General features: G+C 68.6%; 16 protein-coding genes and 2 tRNA genes. 4 read left to right on the forward strand and 14 right to left on the reverse strand.

What is annotated here, in order from left to right; genetic code table 11:
• Positions 1 to 3 precede the first annotated feature (3 nt).
• The 7 genes from INR38_RS02475 to INR38_RS02505 all read right to left on the reverse strand — a co-directional run bounded on the left by INR38_RS02475 (position 4) and on the right by INR38_RS02505 (position 7,593).
• The gene (locus INR38_RS02475) at positions 4 to 246 is read right to left on the reverse strand and encodes a hypothetical protein (protein ID WP_012207224.1); all 243 of its coding nucleotides are present in this window, start codon (positions 244 to 246) and stop codon (positions 4 to 6) included.
• A complete protein-coding gene (creD, locus tag INR38_RS02480) occupies positions 243 to 1,676 on the reverse strand; it encodes a cell envelope integrity protein CreD (protein ID WP_207442131.1) in 1,434 nt (477 codons plus the stop codon). The genes INR38_RS02475 and creD overlap by 4 nt, the downstream gene beginning before the upstream one ends.
• A 109-nt stretch (positions 1,677 to 1,785) precedes the next feature.
• Positions 1,786 to 3,246, reverse strand: a complete 1,461-nt coding sequence (creC, locus tag INR38_RS02485) for a two-component system sensor histidine kinase CreC (RefSeq protein ID WP_207442130.1) — start codon at positions 3,244 to 3,246, stop codon at positions 1,786 to 1,788.
• Positions 3,247 to 3,262: 16 nt separating this feature from the next.
• Positions 3,263 to 3,967: a two-component system response regulator CreB gene (creB, locus tag INR38_RS02490; protein ID WP_065345775.1), complete on the reverse strand. Its 705-nt coding sequence runs from the start codon at positions 3,965 to 3,967 to the stop codon at positions 3,263 to 3,265.
• A gap of 44 nt (positions 3,968 to 4,011) precedes the next feature.
• A complete protein-coding gene (gene rapZ, locus INR38_RS02495; protein ID WP_012207220.1) occupies positions 4,012 to 4,914 on the reverse strand; it encodes an RNase adapter RapZ in 903 nt (300 codons plus the stop codon).
• A gap of 4 nt (positions 4,915 to 4,918) precedes the next feature.
• Positions 4,919 to 6,694 carry a DNA repair protein RecN gene (gene recN / locus INR38_RS02500; protein ID WP_207442129.1) on the reverse strand — a complete coding sequence of 592 codons (1,776 nt, stop codon included), beginning with the start codon at positions 6,692 to 6,694 and terminating at the stop codon, positions 4,919 to 4,921.
• Positions 6,695 to 6,696: 2 nt separating this feature from the next.
• On the reverse strand, positions 6,697 to 7,593 hold the full coding sequence (locus INR38_RS02505) for an NAD kinase (protein ID WP_012207218.1): 897 nt from the start codon (positions 7,591 to 7,593) through the stop codon (positions 6,697 to 6,699).
• Between the two features lie 30 nt (positions 7,594 to 7,623).
• On the opposite strand from INR38_RS02505, the gene hrcA reads away from it, so the two are divergent.
• The 3 genes from hrcA to INR38_RS02520 all read left to right on the forward strand — a co-directional run bounded on the left by hrcA (position 7,624) and on the right by INR38_RS02520 (position 9,028).
• Positions 7,624 to 8,628, forward strand: coding sequence for a heat-inducible transcriptional repressor HrcA (gene hrcA / locus INR38_RS02510; protein ID WP_034396851.1), 1,005 nt, complete (start codon positions 7,624 to 7,626; stop codon positions 8,626 to 8,628).
• Between the two features lie 67 nt (positions 8,629 to 8,695).
• Positions 8,696 to 8,774 (forward strand) — tRNA-Ile (locus INR38_RS02515).
• A gap of 177 nt (positions 8,775 to 8,951) precedes the next feature.
• Positions 8,952 to 9,028 (forward strand) — tRNA-Arg (locus INR38_RS02520).
• A 75-nt stretch (positions 9,029 to 9,103) separates the two neighbouring features.
• Here the strand turns inward: INR38_RS02520 and INR38_RS02525 are convergent.
• The 5 genes from INR38_RS02525 to INR38_RS02545 form a co-directional block, all read right to left on the reverse strand.
• Positions 9,104 to 11,473 carry a CHASE2 domain-containing protein gene (locus tag INR38_RS02525; RefSeq protein WP_207442126.1) on the reverse strand — a complete coding sequence of 790 codons (2,370 nt, stop codon included), beginning with the start codon at positions 11,471 to 11,473 and terminating at the stop codon, positions 9,104 to 9,106.
• Positions 11,474 to 11,500: 27 nt separating this feature from the next.
• On the reverse strand, positions 11,501 to 13,300 hold the full coding sequence (locus INR38_RS02530) for a FecR domain-containing protein (RefSeq protein WP_207442153.1): 1,800 nt from the start codon (positions 13,298 to 13,300) through the stop codon (positions 11,501 to 11,503).
• Positions 13,294 to 14,007 (reverse strand): response regulator transcription factor, encoded by a 714-nt coding sequence (locus INR38_RS02535; protein WP_012207214.1) that lies wholly within the window; start codon positions 14,005 to 14,007, stop codon positions 13,294 to 13,296. The genes INR38_RS02530 and INR38_RS02535 overlap by 7 nt, the downstream gene beginning before the upstream one ends.
• A gap of 94 nt (positions 14,008 to 14,101) precedes the next feature.
• Positions 14,102 to 15,394, reverse strand: coding sequence for a tryptophan--tRNA ligase (locus tag INR38_RS02540; protein WP_207442125.1), 1,293 nt, complete (start codon positions 15,392 to 15,394; stop codon positions 14,102 to 14,104).
• Positions 15,395 to 15,469: 75 nt separating this feature from the next.
• Positions 15,470 to 16,138, reverse strand: a complete 669-nt coding sequence (locus tag INR38_RS02545) for a site-2 protease family protein (protein ID WP_170962005.1) — start codon at positions 16,136 to 16,138, stop codon at positions 15,470 to 15,472.
• A gap of 185 nt (positions 16,139 to 16,323) precedes the next feature.
• On the opposite strand from INR38_RS02545, the gene INR38_RS02550 reads away from it, so the two are divergent.
• Positions 16,324 to 17,676, forward strand: coding sequence for a methyl-accepting chemotaxis protein (locus INR38_RS02550; RefSeq protein ID WP_207442124.1), 1,353 nt, complete (start codon positions 16,324 to 16,326; stop codon positions 17,674 to 17,676).
• Positions 17,677 to 17,781: 105 nt separating this feature from the next.
• Here INR38_RS02550 and INR38_RS02555 read toward each other — a convergent pair whose 3' ends face one another.
• Both INR38_RS02555 and INR38_RS02560 read right to left on the reverse strand, forming a co-directional pair.
• The gene (locus INR38_RS02555) at positions 17,782 to 18,426 is read right to left on the reverse strand and encodes an L-threonylcarbamoyladenylate synthase (protein ID WP_207442123.1); all 645 of its coding nucleotides are present in this window, start codon (positions 18,424 to 18,426) and stop codon (positions 17,782 to 17,784) included.
• Between the two features lie 25 nt (positions 18,427 to 18,451).
• On the reverse strand, positions 18,452 to 19,315 hold the full coding sequence (locus tag INR38_RS02560; protein WP_013800875.1) for a 3',5'-nucleoside bisphosphate phosphatase: 864 nt from the start codon (positions 19,313 to 19,315) through the stop codon (positions 18,452 to 18,454).
• Positions 19,316 to 19,416: the final 101 nt, after the last annotated feature.

Below are 19,416 nucleotides of genomic sequence, written 5' to 3' on the forward strand. Positions count from 1 at the left end.
TGGCTAGAACCTGCGGCGCGGCAGCAGCAGGGCGCATCGCAGCAGCATCCAGGCCAGCCACTGTTCCCGTGCGCCGGGCGTGCGCCTGGCGCGTGCGGTGGCGTCGGCAATGTGCAGGCGCAGGGAGCCAAGGGCATGGCGGTCCCCGCTTTGCACGGCCTGTTGCCAGGCCTGCTCGCAGCGCTGGCGCTCCAGCGCCTGATTGTCCGGGCTGCGGATATCGCTGATGGCGGTGATGGTGCTCATGGCTGCAGCGCTCCCACGGTGGGTGGGGTGCCCGCGTCTTCACTGGAGCGGTCGCCATCCTGCCGGCCGAAGGCATACCAGTCCACATGCCGCGTGCAGACCATGATCAGGGCCAGCACCGCGAACAGCGCGATCGATCCCACGATGAGCGCGCTTTGCTCCAGTTGCAGCAGCACGTACAGGAGGCCGTAGAGTGCGGCGATGCCCGCCGCAAACGGCAGGCCGCGGCGCAGGCTGCCCAGGATGTGGCTGGCGTAGTAGCCCAGCAGCAGCACGCAGGCCGAGGCGGCAATGCCGTAGGCGCTGGCAAATCCCATGTGCTCCGACAGGCTGATCAGCAGCAGGAAGAAGCTGCACAGCGCCGATCCCACTAGCAGGTACTGGATGGGATGCACGCGCAGCTGCTTGAGCACCTCGAACAGGCCGACGGCCACGAAGGTCAGCACCACGAAGAGCAGGCCGTACTTGGTGGCGCGGTCGCTCAACGAGTAGGCGTTGATGGGGTCCACGAGGTCCGTATCCAGCGATTCCAGGCAAGGGCCGCTGTTGGGGGCATGGGCGGTGGCCGCGTATTCCTCCATGTCGCGGCGGCCAGGCTGGCACAGCGGCTGCTGGTCGGTGAAGGCCTGGCGTGCGGACGAGGCCAGGGCCGAGAGGTTCCAACTGGCTTCGAAGCCCTTGTCGCTGATCTCCCGCCGGTTGGGCAGAAAGCTGCCACCGAACGAGGGATGGGGCCAGTCGGCCGATAACTGGACCTGGCTGTGGCTGCCCAGCGGCACGAAGGCCAGCTTTTCGGTGCCCACCAGTTCCAGGGCAATCTTCAGTTCAAGGGGCCCGTCCTTCTTGAGCAGGGCCGGCGCCAGTTCCGCCTGCAGGCCCTGCGAGTAGCGCTCCAGTGATGTGCCGGGGCCCACGTCCAGGCTCTTGCCATCGGCTTCGATGATGGCCGAGCGTATGCCGCGCGGATCGGTGAGCGACAGCGCCACGCGCAGTGCGCCGCAGCGCACGGTCTGGTTGGCCGCCGTGTCGATGGAGGGCTTTTCCAGGTACTGGGCGGCGTTCGTGAAGCTGGCGCTGATGCTGTCCTGCATGGCATAGGTGCTGACCTGGTGCAGGCCGCGCGAGCGCTCCTCCATGCGCGCCGTGGCCTGGTGGCGCAGTTGGTCGGGCAGCAGCATGCGCTGGAACTGGCGCGTGGTCCATTCGGTCTTGCTGCCTTTCTCGATGCCCGTGGTCTCGGTGCAGTTTTGCACCAGCACCGGGCCCATCAGCGTCTGGCGGCCAGCCAGGCTGGCGACCACGCCCTGCACGGCGTTGTCGCGGTTGCGTATGCGGTCCCGCACCACGTCGTGTATCAGGCCCAGGCCCAGCATCAAAAGGCCCAGCATGACCAGCAGGGCCACGCCTTTGGCAAGCAGTCGGTTCTTCATTCCACATCCCGTTCGTTGATCGTGGACGCAGTCTGGACGGGGGCTGTGTGGCCGGAATGAAGTGTGTGAAGCGGGTGTGAAGTCGGATTCGCAGGGCAGATAGGGGGCGTCAGTGTGCCCGCAGTGGCCAGTTCAGCGTGACACGCAGCCCGGGCTGGGCGTTGCCGGCCTGCATGCTGCCGCCGTGCAGCAGCATGATGCGCAGCACGATGGACAGGCCCAGGCCCGTGCCGCTGCGCTCCCCGTTGGGGCGGGGGGTGGTGAAGAAGCGCTCGCCCAGCCGGCCGAGTAGCGCCTCGGGCACGCCGGGGCCGTGGTCACGCACGCTGACGCGGCCGGGCTCCAGGTCCACGTGGATGCTGCTGCCCTCGGGGGCGAAGTCGATGGCGTTGCTCAGCAGGTTGCTCAGGGCCAGCACCACCAGGTCCTGCTCCCAGGGGCCGCTGCTGTCCTGGCCTTGCAGCACCAGCTGGATGCGGCGCTGGTGCGCTGCGCTGTGGACTTGCGCCATGGCCTGTTCGGCACAGGCCTGCAGGCTGCAGGCCGTGTGCGCGTGCAGGGCGCGGCGCTGCTCCAGCTGGCTCAGGCGCAGCAACTGGTCCACGAGGTTTTGCAGGCGCTGGCACTGGTCCACCACCTGGCGCGCGAACAGTTCGCGGTCGGCCGGGGGCAGGTCTTCCTGCAGCAGCTCGCCTGCGCCACGGATGGCAGCCACGGGGCTCTTGAGCTCGTGCGTGAGGGCGCGCACATAGCCTTCGATGTAGTCGCGCCCTTCCAGGCGGCTGCGCATGTTCTCCATGGCGCGGGCCAGCTCGCCCAGCTCGCCGGGCATGCGCGGGGCCTCGGGCATGGGGGGCGCCGTGGTGGGCGAGGCGGCCTCGTTGAGCGTGGGCGCCTGTACCTGCTGGGCATAGCTGCGCAGGCGCCGCACATGGATGACCAGCCACCAGGTGACGGCAAATCCCACGCCGGCCGACAGCAGCAGGAACAGCAGGCCGCCGCGCAGCATCTTGCTTTCCGCGCTGTCCACGATCTTCTGCACCGAGTGGGCAGGCTTGGAGGCGGTGAGCACGCCCGCCACGCGGCCATCGACCATGATGGGTGCCGAGACATACATGACGCTGCTGGCCTCGTCGTTCTGCACCTCGCGCGTGGTGCGTGCGCCGTATTCGCCGCGCAGCGTGCGGTACACGTCGCGCCAGCGCGAGTAGTCGGCGCCCTGGTCCAGGCCGGCGGAGTCGAACAGCACCAGGCCCTTCTGGTCCGTGACGGTGACCCGCATATCCAGGCTGGTCTTGCGCGTGTCCCAGATCCAGACCTTGACGGTCTGGTTGGCATAGGCCTGCATGTGGTGCGCGAAGCGGCTGTCGGCGGGGCTTTGCTGCAGCACGCCGCTGGCCATGTCGTCGCTGGCCAGCGCGGCCAGTGCGTAGGCGGTCTCGACCAGCGTGTCCTCGGTCACCTTGCGCACGCTGGGCTTGACCTCGACCATGAAGACGCGCAGCACGAAGAATGCGGCCAGGCCGTTGATGACGAAAAAGGCGAAGAACAGCCGCAGTCCGAGGCGCATGGCGTGCTGCGGTGGCTCAGCCCGGCAGCGTCAGGCTGTAGCCCATGCCGCGGTGGGTGGTGATGAAGTCCTGCTGCGGCGCCTGGGCGCGCAGCTTGGCGCGCAGGGTCTTGACGTGCGTATCCACGGTGCGGTCCGTGCTGTCGCTGTCCTGGCCCCAGATGCTGTCGAGCAGGAACTCGCGGCTGAGGATGCGCCCGGGGCGCTCCAGCAGGCAGCGCAGCAACTGGTACTCGCGCCGCGTCAGCTCCAGGGGCACACCCTGCATGCGCACGCGCTGGCCCTGTGGATCGATGCTGAACAGGGCATCGGCCGGCGTTGCGCTGGCCGTTGGCGTGGGCTGCAGGCGCTGCGCACGGCGCAGCAGTGCGCGGGTGCGGGCCACCAGCTCGCGCGGGCTGAAGGGTTTGGTCAGGTAGTCGTCGGCGCCCAGCTCCAGGCCCAGCACGCGGTCCATTTCCTCGCCGCGTGCGCTGAGCACCAGCAGCGGCACGGCGGCGCCGGCCTGGCGCAGCTCGCGGCACCAGTCCAGGCCGTTGCCATCGGGCAGGCCAACGTCCAGCAGCAGGGCATCGGGCGGCTGCGCCTGCCATTGCGCGCGTGCATCGGCCAGCTGCAGGCAGTGGCGCACGGCAATGCCGTCACGCTCCAGCGCATAGCAGACGGTGCGCGCGATGGCGGGGTCGTCCTCCACCAGCAACACGCGCGGGGCGTTCGTCATCGGCAAGCCTTGCATCGCAGTGTTCCGGAGGCGGGGCCTGGCGCTCAGACGTCGTGCGCAAGCAGGTCGGCAGGCTTGAGCGTGGGCCGGCTGTCCAGCGATCGGTGCCGGCACAGCGTGGGCCAGCGCGGGGCGAAGTGCCGCGCCAGTTCTTCGACCAGGAAGACCGAGCGGTGCTGGCCCCCCGTGCAGCCGATGGCCACGGTGACATAGCTGCGGTGGTTGCTGGCCATCATGTCCAGCCAGGACTCCAGGAACTGCTGGATGTCTCGGCGCATCTGGTCCACGCCGGGCTGCTGGCGCAGGAACTCGGCCACAGGCGCGTCCATGCCGGTCAGCGGGCGCAGCTGGGGTTCGTAGTGCGGGTTGGGCAGCATGCGCACATCGAACACATAGTCGGAATCCGAGGGCAGGCCGTGCTTGAAGCCGAAGGACTGGAAGACCAGCGTCATCTGGCCCACCGGGGCTGCAATCAGCTCCTTGATATAGCTTTGCAGCTGGGACGAGCGCAGATGGCTGGTGTCGATGACATGCGACTTCTCGCGCAGGTCGCCCAGCAGCTCGCGCTCGGTTTCTATGTCCTGCACCAGGGCGCGGCGGCCTTCGGCGACCGGCCCCTGCGACAGCGGATGGCGGCGCCGGGTTTCGGAGAAGCGCCGCACCAGGGTGCCCGTGGTGGCGTCCAGAAAGACCAGGTGGGGCACGACGCCCTGGCGCTGCAGCCGTTCCAGCTGGCCGGGCAGGTGGGGCAGTCCGCCGGCGCTGCGCGCATCCATGGCGATGGCCACCTTGTTGCTGTGGCGGCCATGCTCCAGTTCGACGAAGGCGGACAGCAGCTCGGGGGGCAGGTTGTCCACGCAGTAGTAGCCGGCATCCTCCAGCGCATGCAGGGCGACGGATTTGCCCGATCCGGACATCCCGGTGATCAGCACGATCTCAAGCGACATGGCATCAGCCTCCATTGGTGTTGCGCGCGCCGTTGGCCGCGCGTCCCGGCTTGGACCGTGTGCGGTCGGCATCGGACTGTGGCCGCTGCCGACCGGCCCGTCGCGGGGGTGGGCGGGGTGCAGGTGCCTGGCGCGCCATGGCCAGCATTTCGCGGGCATGGGCCATCGTGGTTTCGGACTGTCGCTCGCCACCCAGCATGCGCGCCAGCTCGGCCTCGCGTGCGGCGCTGTCCAGCGGCTGCACGGTGCTGAGCGTGCCTTGCCTGGCGCGCTGCTTGGCCACCAGGTAGTGCTGGTCGGCGCAGGCGGCAACCTGCGGCAGATGGGTGACGGACAGCACCTGCCGCGATCGGCCCAGTGCGTGCATGAGGCGGCCCACGGTCTCGGCAACGGCGCCGCCAACGCCGGAGTCCACCTCGTCGAAGATCAGGGTGCCGGCCTCGCCCAGCTCGCTGGTGGTCACGGCAATCGCCAGCGAAATGCGCGACAGCTCGCCGCCCGACGCCACCTTGGCAATCGGCTTGGGACTGGCGCCCGGGTGGCCGGCAACCAGAAAGGCCACGCTGTCCACGCCAAAGGCTCCAGGGGAGTCGGCCGTGGACAGGGCGGCCTCGAACAGGCCGCCTTCCATGCCCAGGCCCTGCATGGCCTGGGTGATGGCGCGCGACAGGCGTGGCGCAGCCAGGGCGCGCTGCTGTGACAGCACCCGGGCGCTGGCCTGGTAGTGCTGCTGCGCCGATTGCTCGGCCGCATGAAGGGCCTCGATGTCCACGGCGGCGTCCAGCTGCTGCAGTTCCTGGCGCCATCCGGCCAGCAGCGCGGGCAATTCATCGGGCGTGCGGCGGTAGCGGCGCGCCAATTGCATCCACAGCGACAGGCGTTCATCGAGCTCGGCCAGGCGCTCGGGGTCCAGGTCGGCGCGGCGCAGATAGCTTTGCAGCGAATGGCGCGCATCCTGCGCCTGGGCCATGCATGAGGCCAGCACGTCGGCAATGTTCTGGAAGTCGGGCTCCAGGTGCTCCTGGTTCTGGATCAGGTGGCTGGCGCGGCCCAGCGGAGTGATCACGCCGGCCTCGTCGTCCTCCAGCATCTGCAGCGTGGTCTGGGCGGTGTCGATCAGGGTCTGGGCATGGGACAGGCGCGTGTGCTGGGCATTGAGCTCGTCCCACTCGTCGGCCTGCGGGGCCAGCTTGTCGAGTTCGGTGATCTGCCACTGCAGCCGCTCGCGCTCGCGCTGCAGGCTGTCCTGAGCGGATTGCGCATGCTGCAGCGCCTGCCGGGCCTGGGACCAACGGCTCCAGCAGCCCTGGACCTCGCGGCTGTCGATGCCCGCATAGGCGTCCAGCAGCGCGCGCGCCGCATCGGGCCGCGTGAGGCTTTGCCAGGCATGCTGACCGTGGATGTCGATGAGTTGCTCACCCAGGGCGCGCAGCTGCGTGGCCGTGGCTGGTGTGCCGTTGATCCAGGCGCGGCTGCGGCCCTGGGTGTCCACCGTGCGCCGCAGCAGCAGGCCGCTGTCCTCGCAGGCCAGGCCTGCGGCCTCCAACCAGGGGCGCAGCCGCGCGCAGCCGTCGAACTCCACGCAGATGTCGGCCTGGGTGCAGCCTTCACGCACCACGTCGGCGTCGGCGCGGGCGCCCAGGGCCAGCTGCAATGCGTCGATCAGGATGGATTTGCCGGCGCCGGTCTCCCCGGTCAGCACGGTGAAGCCCGCATGCCAGTCCAGATCCAGGGCCTGCACGATCACGAAGTCGCGCAGAACGATGCGCTTGAGCGCCATGGTCAGGCGCCTCCCTCGTTCCAGCCCAGTTTCTTGCGCAGCGTGGCGAAGTAGTTCCAGCCCTTGGGATGCAGAAAGCGCACGCTGTGGTGGGCGCGGCTAACGAGGATGCGGTCGCCGTGCTGCAGCGAGGCCAGGGACTGCATGTCGAAATTGGCGCTGACATCGCGCCCGGCCACGACCTCGATCGTGACCTCGTTGGCATCGGACAGCACGATGGGGCGGTTGGACAGGTTGTGCGGCGCAATGGGTGCCATGACCCAGGCGGGGATGGAAGGGTGCATCATCGGCCCGCCAGCGGACAGGGCATAGGCCGTGGAGCCCGTGGGCGTGGCCACGATCAGGCCGTCGGCGCGCTGGTTGGAGACAAAGCGGCCACCCACCTCGATGCGCAGCTCCACCATGCCCGAGGTGCCGCCGCGGTTGACCACCACGTCGTTCATGGCCAGGGCCTCGAACACGCACTGGCCGTCGCGGATCACGCGGGCGCACATCAGGGGACGCAGGTCCTCCTCGTATTCGCCCTGCAGCATGGGCGTGAGCGTGGCCTCGAAGTCCTCCAGCGCGATGTCGGTGACAAAGCCCAGGCGGCCCTGGTTCACCCCGATCAGGGGCGTTCCGTATTGCGCCAGGTGCCGGCTCACGCCGAGCATGGTGCCGTCGCCGCCGACGACCAGGCCCAGGTCGCAATGCCTGCCCAGGCCATCGACATCGAGGGTGGGGTAGTCTGTGAGCCCTGCGTGCAGGGCCGATTGGGTATCAAGCACGACTTCGCAGCCCTGGCGCCTGAGGAAGTCCGCAATGCGCTCAAGCGCGTTGCTGGCATTCTCGGACGGGGCGCTTGCGCTGGGAGCGTGGTACTTCCCGATCAAGGCAACGTGGCGAAACGTGGACGTCATTTCTGGAAATTACATCATTAAAATCATCACATGCTCGACGAACGTGCCAAGTTGTTGCTCAAAGCGCTGATCGAGCGTTATATCGCTGACGGCCAGCCTGTGGGCTCGCGAACCCTGTCGCGTGCGTCGGGGCTTGAATTGTCGCCTGCCACGATACGCAATGTGATGGCTGACCTCGAAGACCTGGGGTTGATCATCAGCCCGCACACCTCGGCGGGCCGCATTCCGACCGCCCGGGGCTACCGGCTGTTCGTGGACACCATGCTCACTGCAGACCGTGCCGATATCGTGACGCCCGAGCTCGCGCCCGAGCAGCCGCAGAAAGTCATCGCCAACGCCGCCAACCTGCTGTCCAGCCTTTCCCAGTTCGTGGGCGTGGTGCTGGTGCCGCGCCGCACCTCGGTGTTCAAGCACATCGAATTCGTGCGGCTGTCGGAGCGGCGTTTTCTGGTCATCATCGTATCGCCCGACGGTGACGTGCAAAACCGCGTCATCTTCACCGACGTGGACTACTCGTCCTCGCAGCTGATCGAAGCCTCCAACTTCCTCAACAGCCACTACGCGGGCCTGGCCATGGAAGAGGTGCGCGAGCGCCTCAAGGGCGAGGTGGAGCTGCTGCGCGGCGAGGTGGCCACGCTCATGCAGGCGGCCGTCAACATCGGCACGGAAGCGATGACCAGCGCCCAGGAGGACGTGGTCATCGCGGGCGAGCGCAACCTGCTGTCGGTCAGCGATTTCTCCAGCGACATGGGCAATCTGCGCCGCGCCTTCGACCTGTTCGAGCAAAAGACCCAGATCCTCAGGCTGCTGGACTTTTCCAGCCAGGCGGAAGGCGTGCGCATCTACATCGGCGGTGAAAGCCAGGTCGTGCCTTTTGAGGAGCTGTCCGTGGTCAGCGCGCCCTACGAGCTCGACGGCAAGGTGGTGGGCACGCTGGGCGTGATCGGGCCCACCCGCATGCACTACGACCGCATGATCCAGATCGTGGACATCACCTCCAAGCTCGTCAGCAATGCGCTGAGTCACAAGCGCTGAGTCCTGCGGGTTAGGCTCTACAATAGTTGTTTGCCATGGCCTGCATCCGTGCTGCCTTGGTGAATCAGGGGCCTTAGCTCATGCTTGGTTAGAGCAGCGGACTCATAATCCGTTGGTGCCCAGTTCGACTCTGGGAGGCCCTACCATCCATTGGTATGAAAAGCCTGCCGCCTTTCCGGGCGGCAGGCTTTTTTGCTGGGCGCACGGCGCTGCATGGCGATGCCATCGCCCGGTTGCCAGGGAATGCGGTCGCCGGGTTTTTTGCAGAAATATGGCGCTTTTGTCCGGGAGCCCCAAAACCCGCTGCTACAATGCGAAGCGTTGCGGCTGTAGCTCAGCTGGATAGAGTACTTGGCTACGAACCAAGGGGTCGTGGGTTCGATTCCTGCCAGCCGCACCAAAAAACGCAAAGCCCTGAAGTTGAAAGACTTCAGGGCTTTTTCGTTTTCCGTATCCGCCTCCCTGGGCGGTCAGGTCAGGCCTTTTCCGCTTTCGGCAGCACGATGCTGAAGGCGCTGCCCTGGCCGGGCGTGCTTTCTATCTCAAGCTGCCCGCCATGTCGGGCGGCCACGGTGCGCACGAAGGCCAGGCCCAGGCCCACGCCGTCGAGGTGCTGGTGATGGTCCAGGCGTTCGAACGGCTGGCTCAGCCGGGCGACGGCCTTCCCATCCATGCCGGGCCCGTGGTCCCGGATGGTGATGCGGCAATGGCCTGCGTCCTGCTGCAGCAGGCATTGCACCGTGGCGGGGTTTGCCTGATCTGCGCGCGCTCCGTATTTGATGGCGTTGCCGATCAGGTTGACGGCCGCGCGGTGGAGCATGCCCGCATCGCCCAACACGGGGCATTCCTGTTCGGGCAGGTGGAACTCCAGCTGCACGTGGGCCGCAGAGGCCTGGGCCCAGCAGCTTTCCACGGCTTGGTCCAGCACCAGGCCCAGGTCCAGCCGTTCCCGGCGCAGCGCCTGCTGCTGGGCGCGTGCCAGGTGCACGAAATCGTCGGCCAGCTGCAGGGAGGCCTGGGCATAGCCTTCGATGCGCGGCAGCAGGAGGCCGAGGTCGGGCGCCTGTACGGCGCCGCGCTGCATCTCCAGCAAGGTGATGATGGACGCCACGGGCGCCCGGATGTCGTGCGAGATGAACTGCATGGCCAGGTCGCGCTGGGCCTGGGCGCTGCGCAGATCGCTGATATCGACCAGGGTGATCAGCCAGCCCGTGGTGGGCGGTGCCTCGAAGGTCTGGGTCAGCAGCATCAGGCTGCGTCCCATGGGGTCGCGCCCCTCGCTGCTGGGCGGCAGGCCGTGGGTGGCAAGTGCCTCGGGCGTGAGCAAGGGCTGGCCGGCGGATGCGCCGGCTGCCGTCTCCAGTGCCCGCAGACCATCGAGCAGCCGGGGCAGGGCATCGCCGGCCCTGAGGCCATGCCCCAGGCTGCGCGCATAGGCGTGGGCTGCGGCATTGGCCAGCAGCACATGGCCCTGCCGGTCGCAGACAAAGGTGGGCGAGGGCAGCTGGCGCAGGCTTTCGCTGACGAAATGGTGCAGGGCGCGCAGTTGGCGCGAAGCCTGCTCCACGGCCGCGATGCGCTGGTCCAGCAGGTCGCCGCCCAGGCGCAGCGCGGTGGGCAGGCCCTGCCCCTGCAGGTCGCGCAGCTCCAGCGCCAGAAAGCGCGCGGCGGCGCGCAGGCGCAGCCAGCTCCATAGCGGATAGGCCAGGGCCAGGCCCAGCAGGCCGGCTGCAGGCGCCGTCTGCACCTGCCACAGGCGCGGTGCAAGCCCGGCCAGCGAAAGGCAGGCCAGGGCCAGCAGCGCGCAGGCCAGCATGCCGCCCGACGGGCCCAGCCAGGCCAGGGCCAGCAGGGCCAGCAGCACGGCTGCCGCATTGAGCGCGCGGTTGAGCATGGCCGACGCGGGATGCACATGCGAGCCCTGCAGGCTGCCGTTGAGCACATGGGCCAGCATCTCCACGCTGGAGATGGGCCGCGCGCTGGTGCCCAGCGGTGCGGTGAAGCGGCTGCCCAGGCCGGTGGCCGTCGTGCCGATGAGCACGTATTTGCCGCGGAATGCCGCTGCAGGAATGCGGCCGCGCAGCACGTCGATGTAGGAATAGGTGGTGAAGGGCGAGCGGTCCCTGGCGCCTTGCTCCGGCCTGGCCTGTGCAAAGGCAATGATCTCCTGCTGGCGGCGTTGCCAGGAGGGCGAGTCGGGGTCCATGGGCGGCACGGGCTCCGGGCGGGCGCATGCGCGGCCGTTCTCGCCCACGCAGTGCAGGGCCAGCGCCATGTGCCACCAGGGCTGCTGCGCACTGCCTTCGATGGCATGGAAGCCGCGCACCGCGCCATCGGCGTCCACGGGCAGCTGGGTGTGGCCCAGCGCCGCTGCGGCCTGTGCGAAGGCCGGCAGCGGGCCGCTGCCTGGCGCCACGGGCAAGACGGTGCGGCCGCTGCGCTGCAGAACGCGCGCCAGCAGCAGGTCGTCGCCGGGGTAGTCCAGGTCTTCCTCGCTGAGCATCACGTCCAGGCCTATGGCGCGCGGCGGTGCCTGGCTGATGCGTTCCAGCAGGCCGGCGTGCAATGCGCGGCGCCAGGGCCAGCGGCCAATGGCGTCGATGCTGGCATCGTCGATGGCGACGATGACGATGTCCTGCGATGCCTTGGGGCGGTGCAGCCAGCTGGCCGTGTCCTGGACGAAGCCGTTGATGCGGTCGAGCTGCCCGTCGCCGCTGAGCCAGAACACCAGGGACAGCAGGCCCGCCGCCAGCAGCAGCCAGTCCCGCCGCAGTCCACGGCCACGCGCAGGCGCTGGCTGCGCCGGCGTGGCGGGGCTGTCAGGCAGGGGCGGCTGGGTGGACAAGCGCGGTCAGGGAATGAACGGGCACGGTTACTGGCGCTGCAGGCGCTCTCCGTTGCCCGAATGCATCATCTCGCCGCTGGCATCGACGATCCAGCTGCCGGTGCGGAACTGGCGCGCGGCCGAGAAATCGCTGCGCAGGCCGTTGGCATCCTCGATCTGCAGGCGCAGGTAGTAGCTGCCTGCGGCCAGCTCCTCGGTGCTCCATTGCGGCTGGTCGGTCCAGAGGTCCACCAGCGGCGCGGTGAACTCCTGGTCGCGCGCCACCATCACGTGGTAGCGCTGGCCGGGCTCGCCGCTCCAGCGGATCTGGCGGCTGCCTTCGGCCGGGCCGTCGCCCATCTGCAGCGCGCTGGCCGAGGGCTGGGGCGGAACGGCCGCCAGTTGCATGGCCTGGGCTGCGGCAAACGGGCCCTGGTCGGGCTGTCCATCGGCCAGCGTGCGAATGCTGGCGGCACGCCAGAGATAGCGTCCGGCCGGCAGGCGGGCCAGCGTGGTGGCGGGCAGTGTGCAGTCGTTCAGGTCGCGTGCATCGATGGCGGGCTCGGCAAAGCCGGCCTGCGCATCGGCAGAGACGACCTGGATGCGGTAGCGCGCGGCGCCCACGACCTGGGTGCATTGCAGGCTGGCGCGGCCCAGGCCCACGGTGGCGTCGGCCTGCGGTGATTCATACAGCGGCGGCACGGGATGGGCCTTGACGCGCAGGGCGCGGCGGCTGGCGGCGCCCGGAATGCCCTGGGCATCGATGCCGCGCAGGGACAGCACGTAGTCGCCGTCCTCCACGCCGGCCAGGCGAAGCGGCGATGCCGTGGCCTGGAAGCTGGCGCTGCGCAGCACCTGGGTCATGTCGGCATCGCGCGACAGCTGTAGCTGGTAACGCACGGCGCCCGGCAAGCCGGGCAGGGGCAGGCTGATCCAGTTGGCGTCTTCCGCCAGCGCGGGCCACGCCGTGATGTCGGGCGCACCCAACATGGGGCGGGGCTCGCCTACGCGGCCATTGGCGGCCACGGCCACGCCCTGGCCCGGGCGCAGCAGCGCATCGCCAGTGTTCGCGCTTGAGGCGTCGGAGCCCACGGCGACAGTGCCTTCATCAACGGCGGCCGCCGTGCTGCCTTCGGCATCGGCCTGGACCAGGAAACGGGTGCCGCGCACGCTGGTCGATGCAGCGGGCGTGCGGATCTCGAAGCGGCGCTGTGCGTTGCCGGGTTCGGGCGGCACCGAGGCCTCGACGCCGCCCTCGCGCAGGTCCAGTACGGACTGCAGGCTGCCGGCACGGCCCTTGCGGCGCATCTGGCGCAGCACCACATCGGACTGCGACTGCACGCGCACCAGGGAGCCATCGGCCAGGCGCACGGCGACGAATGCGTCCGGGGCCAGCTGCAGGCGCTCGCCTTCCTGCAGCGTCTGTCCCTTGCGCAGGGGCTGGCCCGCATCGTCTCCGGCCGCGCCCTGCGTATCGGCTAGGTGGTCCAGCGGGCGCGTGCTGCGTGCATCGCCCTGCACGAATTCCACGGAGGCGACAGCGGCGCGCAGCAGGCGCACGGGAATCTCCAGCACGGAGCCGGGCCGCAGGCGGTAGGGATTGGCCACGCCGTTGTGCTGCTGCAGGTCGGTCCACTGGCGGGCATCGCCCAGGTAGCGGGCCGCCAGCTGCTCCAGCGTGTCGCCGGCGACGACCCGGTGCGCCATCGTGTCGCCGTTGCGGCCCACGGGTTTGATCTGGGCCTGCGCGCCGCCCAGGCCGAGCAGGCCCAGCAGGCCGAGAGCGGCCAGCATGCAGGCCCGCGATACGGGCCTGCCCAGGGCGGCAGGCATCTGTACGGTCATGATGCCTGCTGCAGCGCCTGCAGCGCTGCGTCGGGCACATCGAGGCGATAGCCATAGCCGTACACGGCACTGATGGCGTAGGGCTGTCCGGCGCGCAGGTTCAGCAGGGCGCGCAGGCGCGAGATATGCGTGTCCAGCGAGCGCGACTGCACTTCGGCGTTGTGTCCCCACACGGCTTCGCGCAGGTGCTCGCGCGACAGCAGCCGGCCCTGGTTCTGGAACAGGGTCAGGGCCAGCGTGTACTCGCGGTGCGTCACCTCGATGGGCTGGCCGTGCATTTCCAGGCTGTTGGTGGTGGTGAGGAAACGGTAGGGACCGAACTCCAGCACGCTTTGCGTGTTCACCGGATAGGCGCGGCGCAACAGGGCGGCCATGCGCGCGCGCAGCTCGGCATGGCGCACGGGCTTGACCATGAAGTCGTCGGCGCCGCAGGACAGGCCCTCGACGATGTCGGCCTCTTCGCTGCGGTGGGTGATGATGAGGATGGGCAACTCGCGGCTGACATGGCCACGCGCCCATCGCACCAGGTCCGTTCCTTCCATGTCCGGGAGGTGCCAGTCCACGATCAGCAGGTCGAAGCTCTCGCGGCGAAGCTCCAGTTGCAGGGCCGAGCCCGTCTGGTAGGTGTGGCAGCTGTGGCCCGTCTCCAGCGCGACCTGACGCAGCATCTCCAGTTGCAGCGGATCATCGTCCAGAGCAGCTATACGCATCCAAATGTCCTTTCACGCACGCGCCGCAATCCCGGCGCCGAGCCCGCGGGCAAGACTGCCCGCAAATAGGCGGTTTCTAAAGCGAAGCTTACCCTTACTCTGCGGCATCGCGCAGTTGCTGCAGGGCGGCCAGCACCAACTGGGGGTCTGCGGGCTGCAGCCGGGGCTGCAGTGCGGACAGGGCCGCCTCGCCTTCCTTTTGGAGCTGGCCAATGGCCTGGCCGGCTTCCTTGGGGGCGTCGAAGCCCAGGCTTTGCAGCAGCAGCTGGCCGTCGGCGGCGACGAGCTTGAAGTAGAACTTGCCGTCGGCTTCGCGGTATTGCTTGAACTGGGGCAGGGCCTGCCTGGCGGCCTTGGCCTTGGCGGCCACGGGCGCCTGTGCCAGGCTGCGCAGGCCGACGGCCGAGCGCAGTTCGCGGATCAGGGGCAGGGTCTCGCGGCGGGCCTTGGCGGCGCCGGCCTGCAGGATGTCCTCCAGCTCGGCAGGGTGGGCCACCAGGTGCTCGTAGCGCTCGCGCATGGGCGCCAGCTCGCGGTCGATGCGCTCGAACAGCTGCTGCTTGGCGTCACCCCAGGCAATGCCTTCGGCGTACTGGCGGCGCAGCGCCTCGGTTTCCTCTTCGCTGGCAAAGCCCTGGTAGATCTGGAACAGGGCCGAGCCCTCGACTTCCTTGGGCTCGCCGGGCGTGCGCGAGTCGGTGGTGATGCTGCCGATGAGCTTGCGCAGCTGCTCGCGCGAGGAGAACAGAGGGATGGTGTTGTTGTAGCTCTTGCTCATCTTGCGGCCATCCAGGCCGGGCAGCGTGGCCACGTTCTCCTCGACCTGCGCCTCGGGCAGCGTGAAGAACTCGCCGCCGTAGATGTGGTTGAAGCTGGAGGCCATGTCGCGCGCCATCTCGATGTGCTGGACCTGGTCGCGGCCCACAGGCACCTTGTGCGCATTGAAGGCGAGGATGTCGGCCGCCATGAGCACGGGGTACATGAACAGGCCGGCGGTGACGCCGTCATCGATCTCGGTGCCGTCCGCGTGGTTCTTGTCCACGGCCGCCTTGTAGGCGTGGGCACGGTTGAGCAGGCCCTTGCCGGTCACGCAGGTCAGCAGCCAGCACAGCTCGGGGATCTCGGGAATGTCGGACTGGCGGTAGAAGGTCACATGCTCGGGGTCCAGCCCGGCCGCCAGCCAGCTGGCCGCGATCTCGATGGTGGAGCGCTGCACGCGTGCCGGGTCCTGGCATTTGATCAGTGCGTGGTAGTCGGCCAGGAAGTAGAAGTTCTCGACCTCGCGCGAGCGGCTGGCCGCGATGGCCGGGCGCAGCATGCCGGCATAGTTGCCGAGGTGCGGGGTTCCGCTGGGAGTGATGCCGGTGAGGAAACGGATGGTGCTCATGACGGGAGGCTTCGACAGGCAAGAAAGAAAAACAGGGAGCCGCAGAGACAGCCGGTGGACCGTTCTGCAGCGCGTTCAGCGCAGCAGCGCGATCAGCGGGGTCAGCGCGAAGTCGATCACGGCGTAGCCCAGGTCCATCAGCGGGCGAAGCCACAAGCTGCCGACCACGCCGGCGATGACCAGGCCCATGACGATGAAAAAGCCCCAGGGCTCGATGCGCGCCACCCACTGCGCCTGCCGCCAGGGCAGCAGGCCGACCAGGATGCGGCCACCGTCCAGCGGCGGCAGCGGAAACAGGTTGAAGGCCCACATCACCAGATTGACCAGGATGCCGGCGCGGCACATTTCTATGAAGAAGCGCTCGCCCACGCCCGATCCCACCAGAACCACCAGCAGCACGCCCCACAGCAGGGCCTGCACGAAATTGGAGGCCGGGCCTGCCAGGGCCACCCAGATCATGTCGCGCTTGGGGTTGCGCAACTGGTCGAAGCGCACGGGCACGGGCTTGGCGTAGCCGAACAGAAAGGCGCCCGAGGTGGCGAAGTACAGCAGCAGCGGCATCAGGATGGTGCCGATGGGGTCGATGTGCTTGATGGGGTTGAGCGTGATGCGTCCCATCATGGCGGCCGTGTTGTCGCCGAAGTGGCGCGCGGCATAGCCGTGGGCTGCCTCGTGCACCGTGATCGCGAAGAGCACGGGCAGGGCATAGATGAGTACGGTCTGGATGAGGTTGGAGATGTCCACGGCGGGCATTGTCTCAGACGCTGGCCACCCTTGCCGCTGGCAGCCGCCAGAGCCCGTGCGCTGCGCTCTGGCCGCGTGGATATGGTGGTTTCCCGCAGATTGGCAATGCCCCATTCTGTGTTGCAAAATGAAACACCGATGAGATGGTTCCCTCAACAGGTTTTTCACCAAGGCCCTCGGGCCATATGTACAAGAGGTGGCACGTGGGCGTACTGGGCTTGGGCAGGCTGCCGATAGGCTGGCGGCTGGTGATTGCGTTCGGCGGTATCAATCTGCTGGTCTTCACGATGATGGCGGTCACGGTGTTTTCACTGGGGCAGGCCGAACAGGCGCTGGCGGCCGGGGGGGCGACCACGGTGGCCGAGCAGGCGCTGGTGCACACGCGCTGGTGGGTGCTGGGGCTGGGGGCCGCCGTTTGCGTGCTGGCCCTGGTGGCCTGGTTCAGCCTGCGGCGGGGAATCGTGCAGCCGCTGGGCCAGGCCATCCTGATTGCCGAGACCGTGGCGGCCGGTGATTTGAGCCAGGAGTTCTCGACCGAGCTGCAAGGCGACTTCGGCCGCCTGCTGGGCGCGCTGGGCACCATGGAGGACACGCTGACCGAGCTGGTCGGCCGCATCAAGCAGTCCACGGATTCCATCGGCCTGTCGGCCGGCGAGATCGACGCCGGCAACTCCGACCTGTCGCGCCGCACCGAGGCCCAGGTCTCGGCGCTGGCCCAGACGGCGGCCAGCATGGAGCAGCTCACCGCCACCGTGCGCCAGAACGCCGACCGCGCGCATTCGGCCAGCGGCCTGGCCGTCGATGCCTCGTCCACCGCCAAGCGCGGCGGGGCCGTGGTGAGCGAGGTGGTGCAGACCATGGAGGCCATCAGCGGCAGCTCGCGCAAGATCGTGGACATCATCCAGGTCATCGAAGGCATCGCCTTCCAGACCAATATCCTGGCGCTCAATGCGGCGGTGGAGGCGGCGCGTGCGGGCGAGCAGGGCCGGGGCTTTGCCGTCGTGGCCAGCGAGGTGCGCAGCCTGGCCGGGCGCTCGGCCGAGGCCGCCAAGCAGATCAAGGAACTGATCACCACCAGCGTGCGCCAGGTGGAAAGCGGAGCCGGCCTGGTCAACCAGGCGGGCGCCACCATGCAGGAAATCGTGGGCGCCGTGGGCCAGGTCTCGGGCCTGCTGGGCGAAATGTCGCAGGCGCTGCGCGAGCAAAGCGAGGGCATCGCCCAAGTCAACGCCGCCGTGGGCCACATGGACAGCGCCACCCAGGAGAACGCAGCCCTGGTGCAGCAGGCCTCGCGTGCGGCCTCGGCGTTGAGCGAGCGCGCCCAGGATCTGGAGCAGGCGGTGGGCGCCTTCAAGCTCGATGACGAGCCCGAGTCTGCGGCGGGTGCGGGGGTCTCGGCAGCGCAGGGCAGGCCTGCGCTGGCTCCGTCCGTTGCCGTGGCGCCCGCAGCAAGTTCGCCAAGTTCGCGAAGGCCGCCGCAGCGTGCGCCGACTCCTGCGGCCCGGTCGCTGCAGTCGCTGGAATTGGCTCAGCACTGATCTGCATCTTTCTCGTCAGCGTCCCTTCACAACACAAACGCCGGGCTTGCCCGGCGTTTGTGTTTCATGCGGTGCGGAGCATGGCCCCTGCTCGGGCCATCTTCGTCAGGCCATCTCGAGGCCCAGGGCGTCCAGGCTGCCCCGTCCCTGGCGCACCACGGTCGGCGGATTGCCCACGGCCATGGGAACCAGGTCGATCACGGTGGTCGGCTCCGACGGGCAGGCGCCTGCATCGACGATGGCGTCAAGCTCGTGGGGAAAGCGCTCCAGGATGGCGTCCGCGTCGTGCAGGGCCTCGGTCTCGCCCGGCGGGATCAGCGTGGTGGCGATCAGCGGCTCGCCCAGTTGCTCCAGCAGCAGCTGCGTGCCCTTGCGGTCCGGCACGCGCAGGCCGATGGTCTTGCGCGAGGGATGGCTCAGGCGCTTGGGCACTTCCTTGGAGGCTTCCAGGATGAAGGTATACGGCCCCGGCGTGGCCAGCTTGAGCAGGCGGTACTGGCGGTTGTCCACGCGCGCATAGCTGGACAGCTCCGACAGGTCGCGGCACAGCAGCGTGAGATGGTGCTTGTCGTTGATCTGCCGGATGCGGCGAAGCCGCTCCACCGCAGGGCGGTCGTCCAGATGGCAGACCAGCGCGTAGCTGGAGTCCGTGGGAATGGCCAGGATGGCGCCCTGGCGCAGCATGTCGGCGGCCTGCTTGATGAGACGGGGCTGGGGATTGTCGGGGTGGGCTTCGAAGCGTAGGACCATGGTGTGCGTTGTTGGCGGGAGGAGCTCAGGCCAGCTGTATGCGCTCGCTCAGCAGTTCCCATACCGGCGTCAGCTGGCCCGGCAGGTAGGGCAGGTCGCCCAGATCGGTGTGCGATTCCTCGGGGCTGTGGAAGTCGCTGCCGCGCGATGCGGCCAGGCCGAATTCGCGCGCCATGTCGGCATAGATGGTGTATTCGCTGGGCCGGTGGCTGCCGGTGACGACCTCGACGCCCTGGCCGCCATGGGCCTTGAACTCGGAAAACAGCGCGTATTCCTCGTTGGCGGTGAGCGCGTAGCGGGCCGGATGGGCGATCACCGCCACACCGCCGGCCTGCGTGATCCAGCGCACGGCATCGGCCAGGCGGGCCCAGGTGTGGGGCACGTAGCCGGGATGGCCTTCGGTCAGGTAGTGGCGGAACACCTCGCCCGTGTCGCGGCAGCGGCCCGATTCCACGAGAAAGCGCGCGAAATGGGTGCGTGAGATCAGGCCGGGATTGCCGGCGAAGCGCAGCGCGCCTTCGTAGCTGCCTTCGATGCCGGCCAGCTCCAGCTGGCGGGCCATCTCGCGGGCGCGTGGGCCGCGCCCGTCGCGCGTGGCGTGCAGCCCTTCGAGCAGGGCGGGGTCGTCCGCGTCAAAGCCCAGTCCCACGATGTGCACGGTGGCACCTGCAAAGCTCACCGAGATCTCGGCGCCCGTCAGGTAGTCCATGCCGCAGGCGCGCGCGGCGGCGGCGGCGCGGTGCTGGCCGCCGACTTCGTCATGGTCGGTCAGCGCCCACAGCTGAACGCCCCGGGAGGCGGCGCGTTCGGCCAGTTGCTCCGGCGTCAGCGTTCCATCCGAGACCACGGAGTGGCTATGCAGATCGGCGTTCAGATAGGACTTGGGCACCGGTCCATTGTAGGTGTCGGTGCTTTTCCGAGCCGGGCAGTGCGGCTGGGGGACTTCCCTGAGTGCGGGTTAACAGGCCTCAATAGTGACGGATGCATGAC

The sequence above is a fragment of the Delftia sp. SD018 genome (assembly GCF_017355445.1).
Taxonomy (GTDB): domain Bacteria; phylum Pseudomonadota; class Gammaproteobacteria; order Burkholderiales; family Burkholderiaceae_C; genus Comamonas; species Comamonas acidovorans.

Excerpts from the sequence above, each read along its gene's own strand:
- creD (WP_207442131.1), bottom strand. The coding sequence starts at position 1,676 with ATGAAGAACCGACTGCTTGCCAAAGGCGTGGCCCTGCTGGTCATGCTG.
- recN (WP_207442129.1), bottom strand. The coding sequence starts at position 6,694 with ATGGCGCTCAAGCGCATCGTTCTGCGCGACTTCGTGATCGTGCAGGCC.
- creC (WP_207442130.1), bottom strand. The coding sequence starts at position 3,246 with ATGCGCCTCGGACTGCGGCTGTTCTTCGCCTTTTTCGTCATCAACGGC.
- INR38_RS02535 (WP_012207214.1), bottom strand. The coding sequence starts at position 14,007 with ATGCGTATAGCTGCTCTGGACGATGATCCGCTGCAACTGGAGATGCTG.
- INR38_RS02550 (WP_207442124.1), top strand. The coding sequence starts at position 16,324 with ATGTACAAGAGGTGGCACGTGGGCGTACTGGGCTTGGGCAGGCTGCCG.
- rapZ (WP_012207220.1), bottom strand. The coding sequence starts at position 4,914 with ATGTCGCTTGAGATCGTGCTGATCACCGGGATGTCCGGATCGGGCAAA.
- INR38_RS02475 (WP_012207224.1), bottom strand. The coding sequence starts at position 246 with ATGAGCACCATCACCGCCATCAGCGATATCCGCAGCCCGGACAATCAG.
- INR38_RS02555 (WP_207442123.1), bottom strand. The coding sequence starts at position 18,426 with ATGGTCCTACGCTTCGAAGCCCACCCCGACAATCCCCAGCCCCGTCTC.
- creB (WP_065345775.1), bottom strand. The coding sequence starts at position 3,967 with ATGACGAACGCCCCGCGCGTGTTGCTGGTGGAGGACGACCCCGCCATC.
- hrcA (WP_034396851.1), top strand. The coding sequence starts at position 7,624 with ATGCTCGACGAACGTGCCAAGTTGTTGCTCAAAGCGCTGATCGAGCGT.
- INR38_RS02505 (WP_012207218.1), bottom strand. The coding sequence starts at position 7,593 with ATGACGTCCACGTTTCGCCACGTTGCCTTGATCGGGAAGTACCACGCT.
- INR38_RS02540 (WP_207442125.1), bottom strand. The coding sequence starts at position 15,394 with ATGAGCACCATCCGTTTCCTCACCGGCATCACTCCCAGCGGAACCCCG.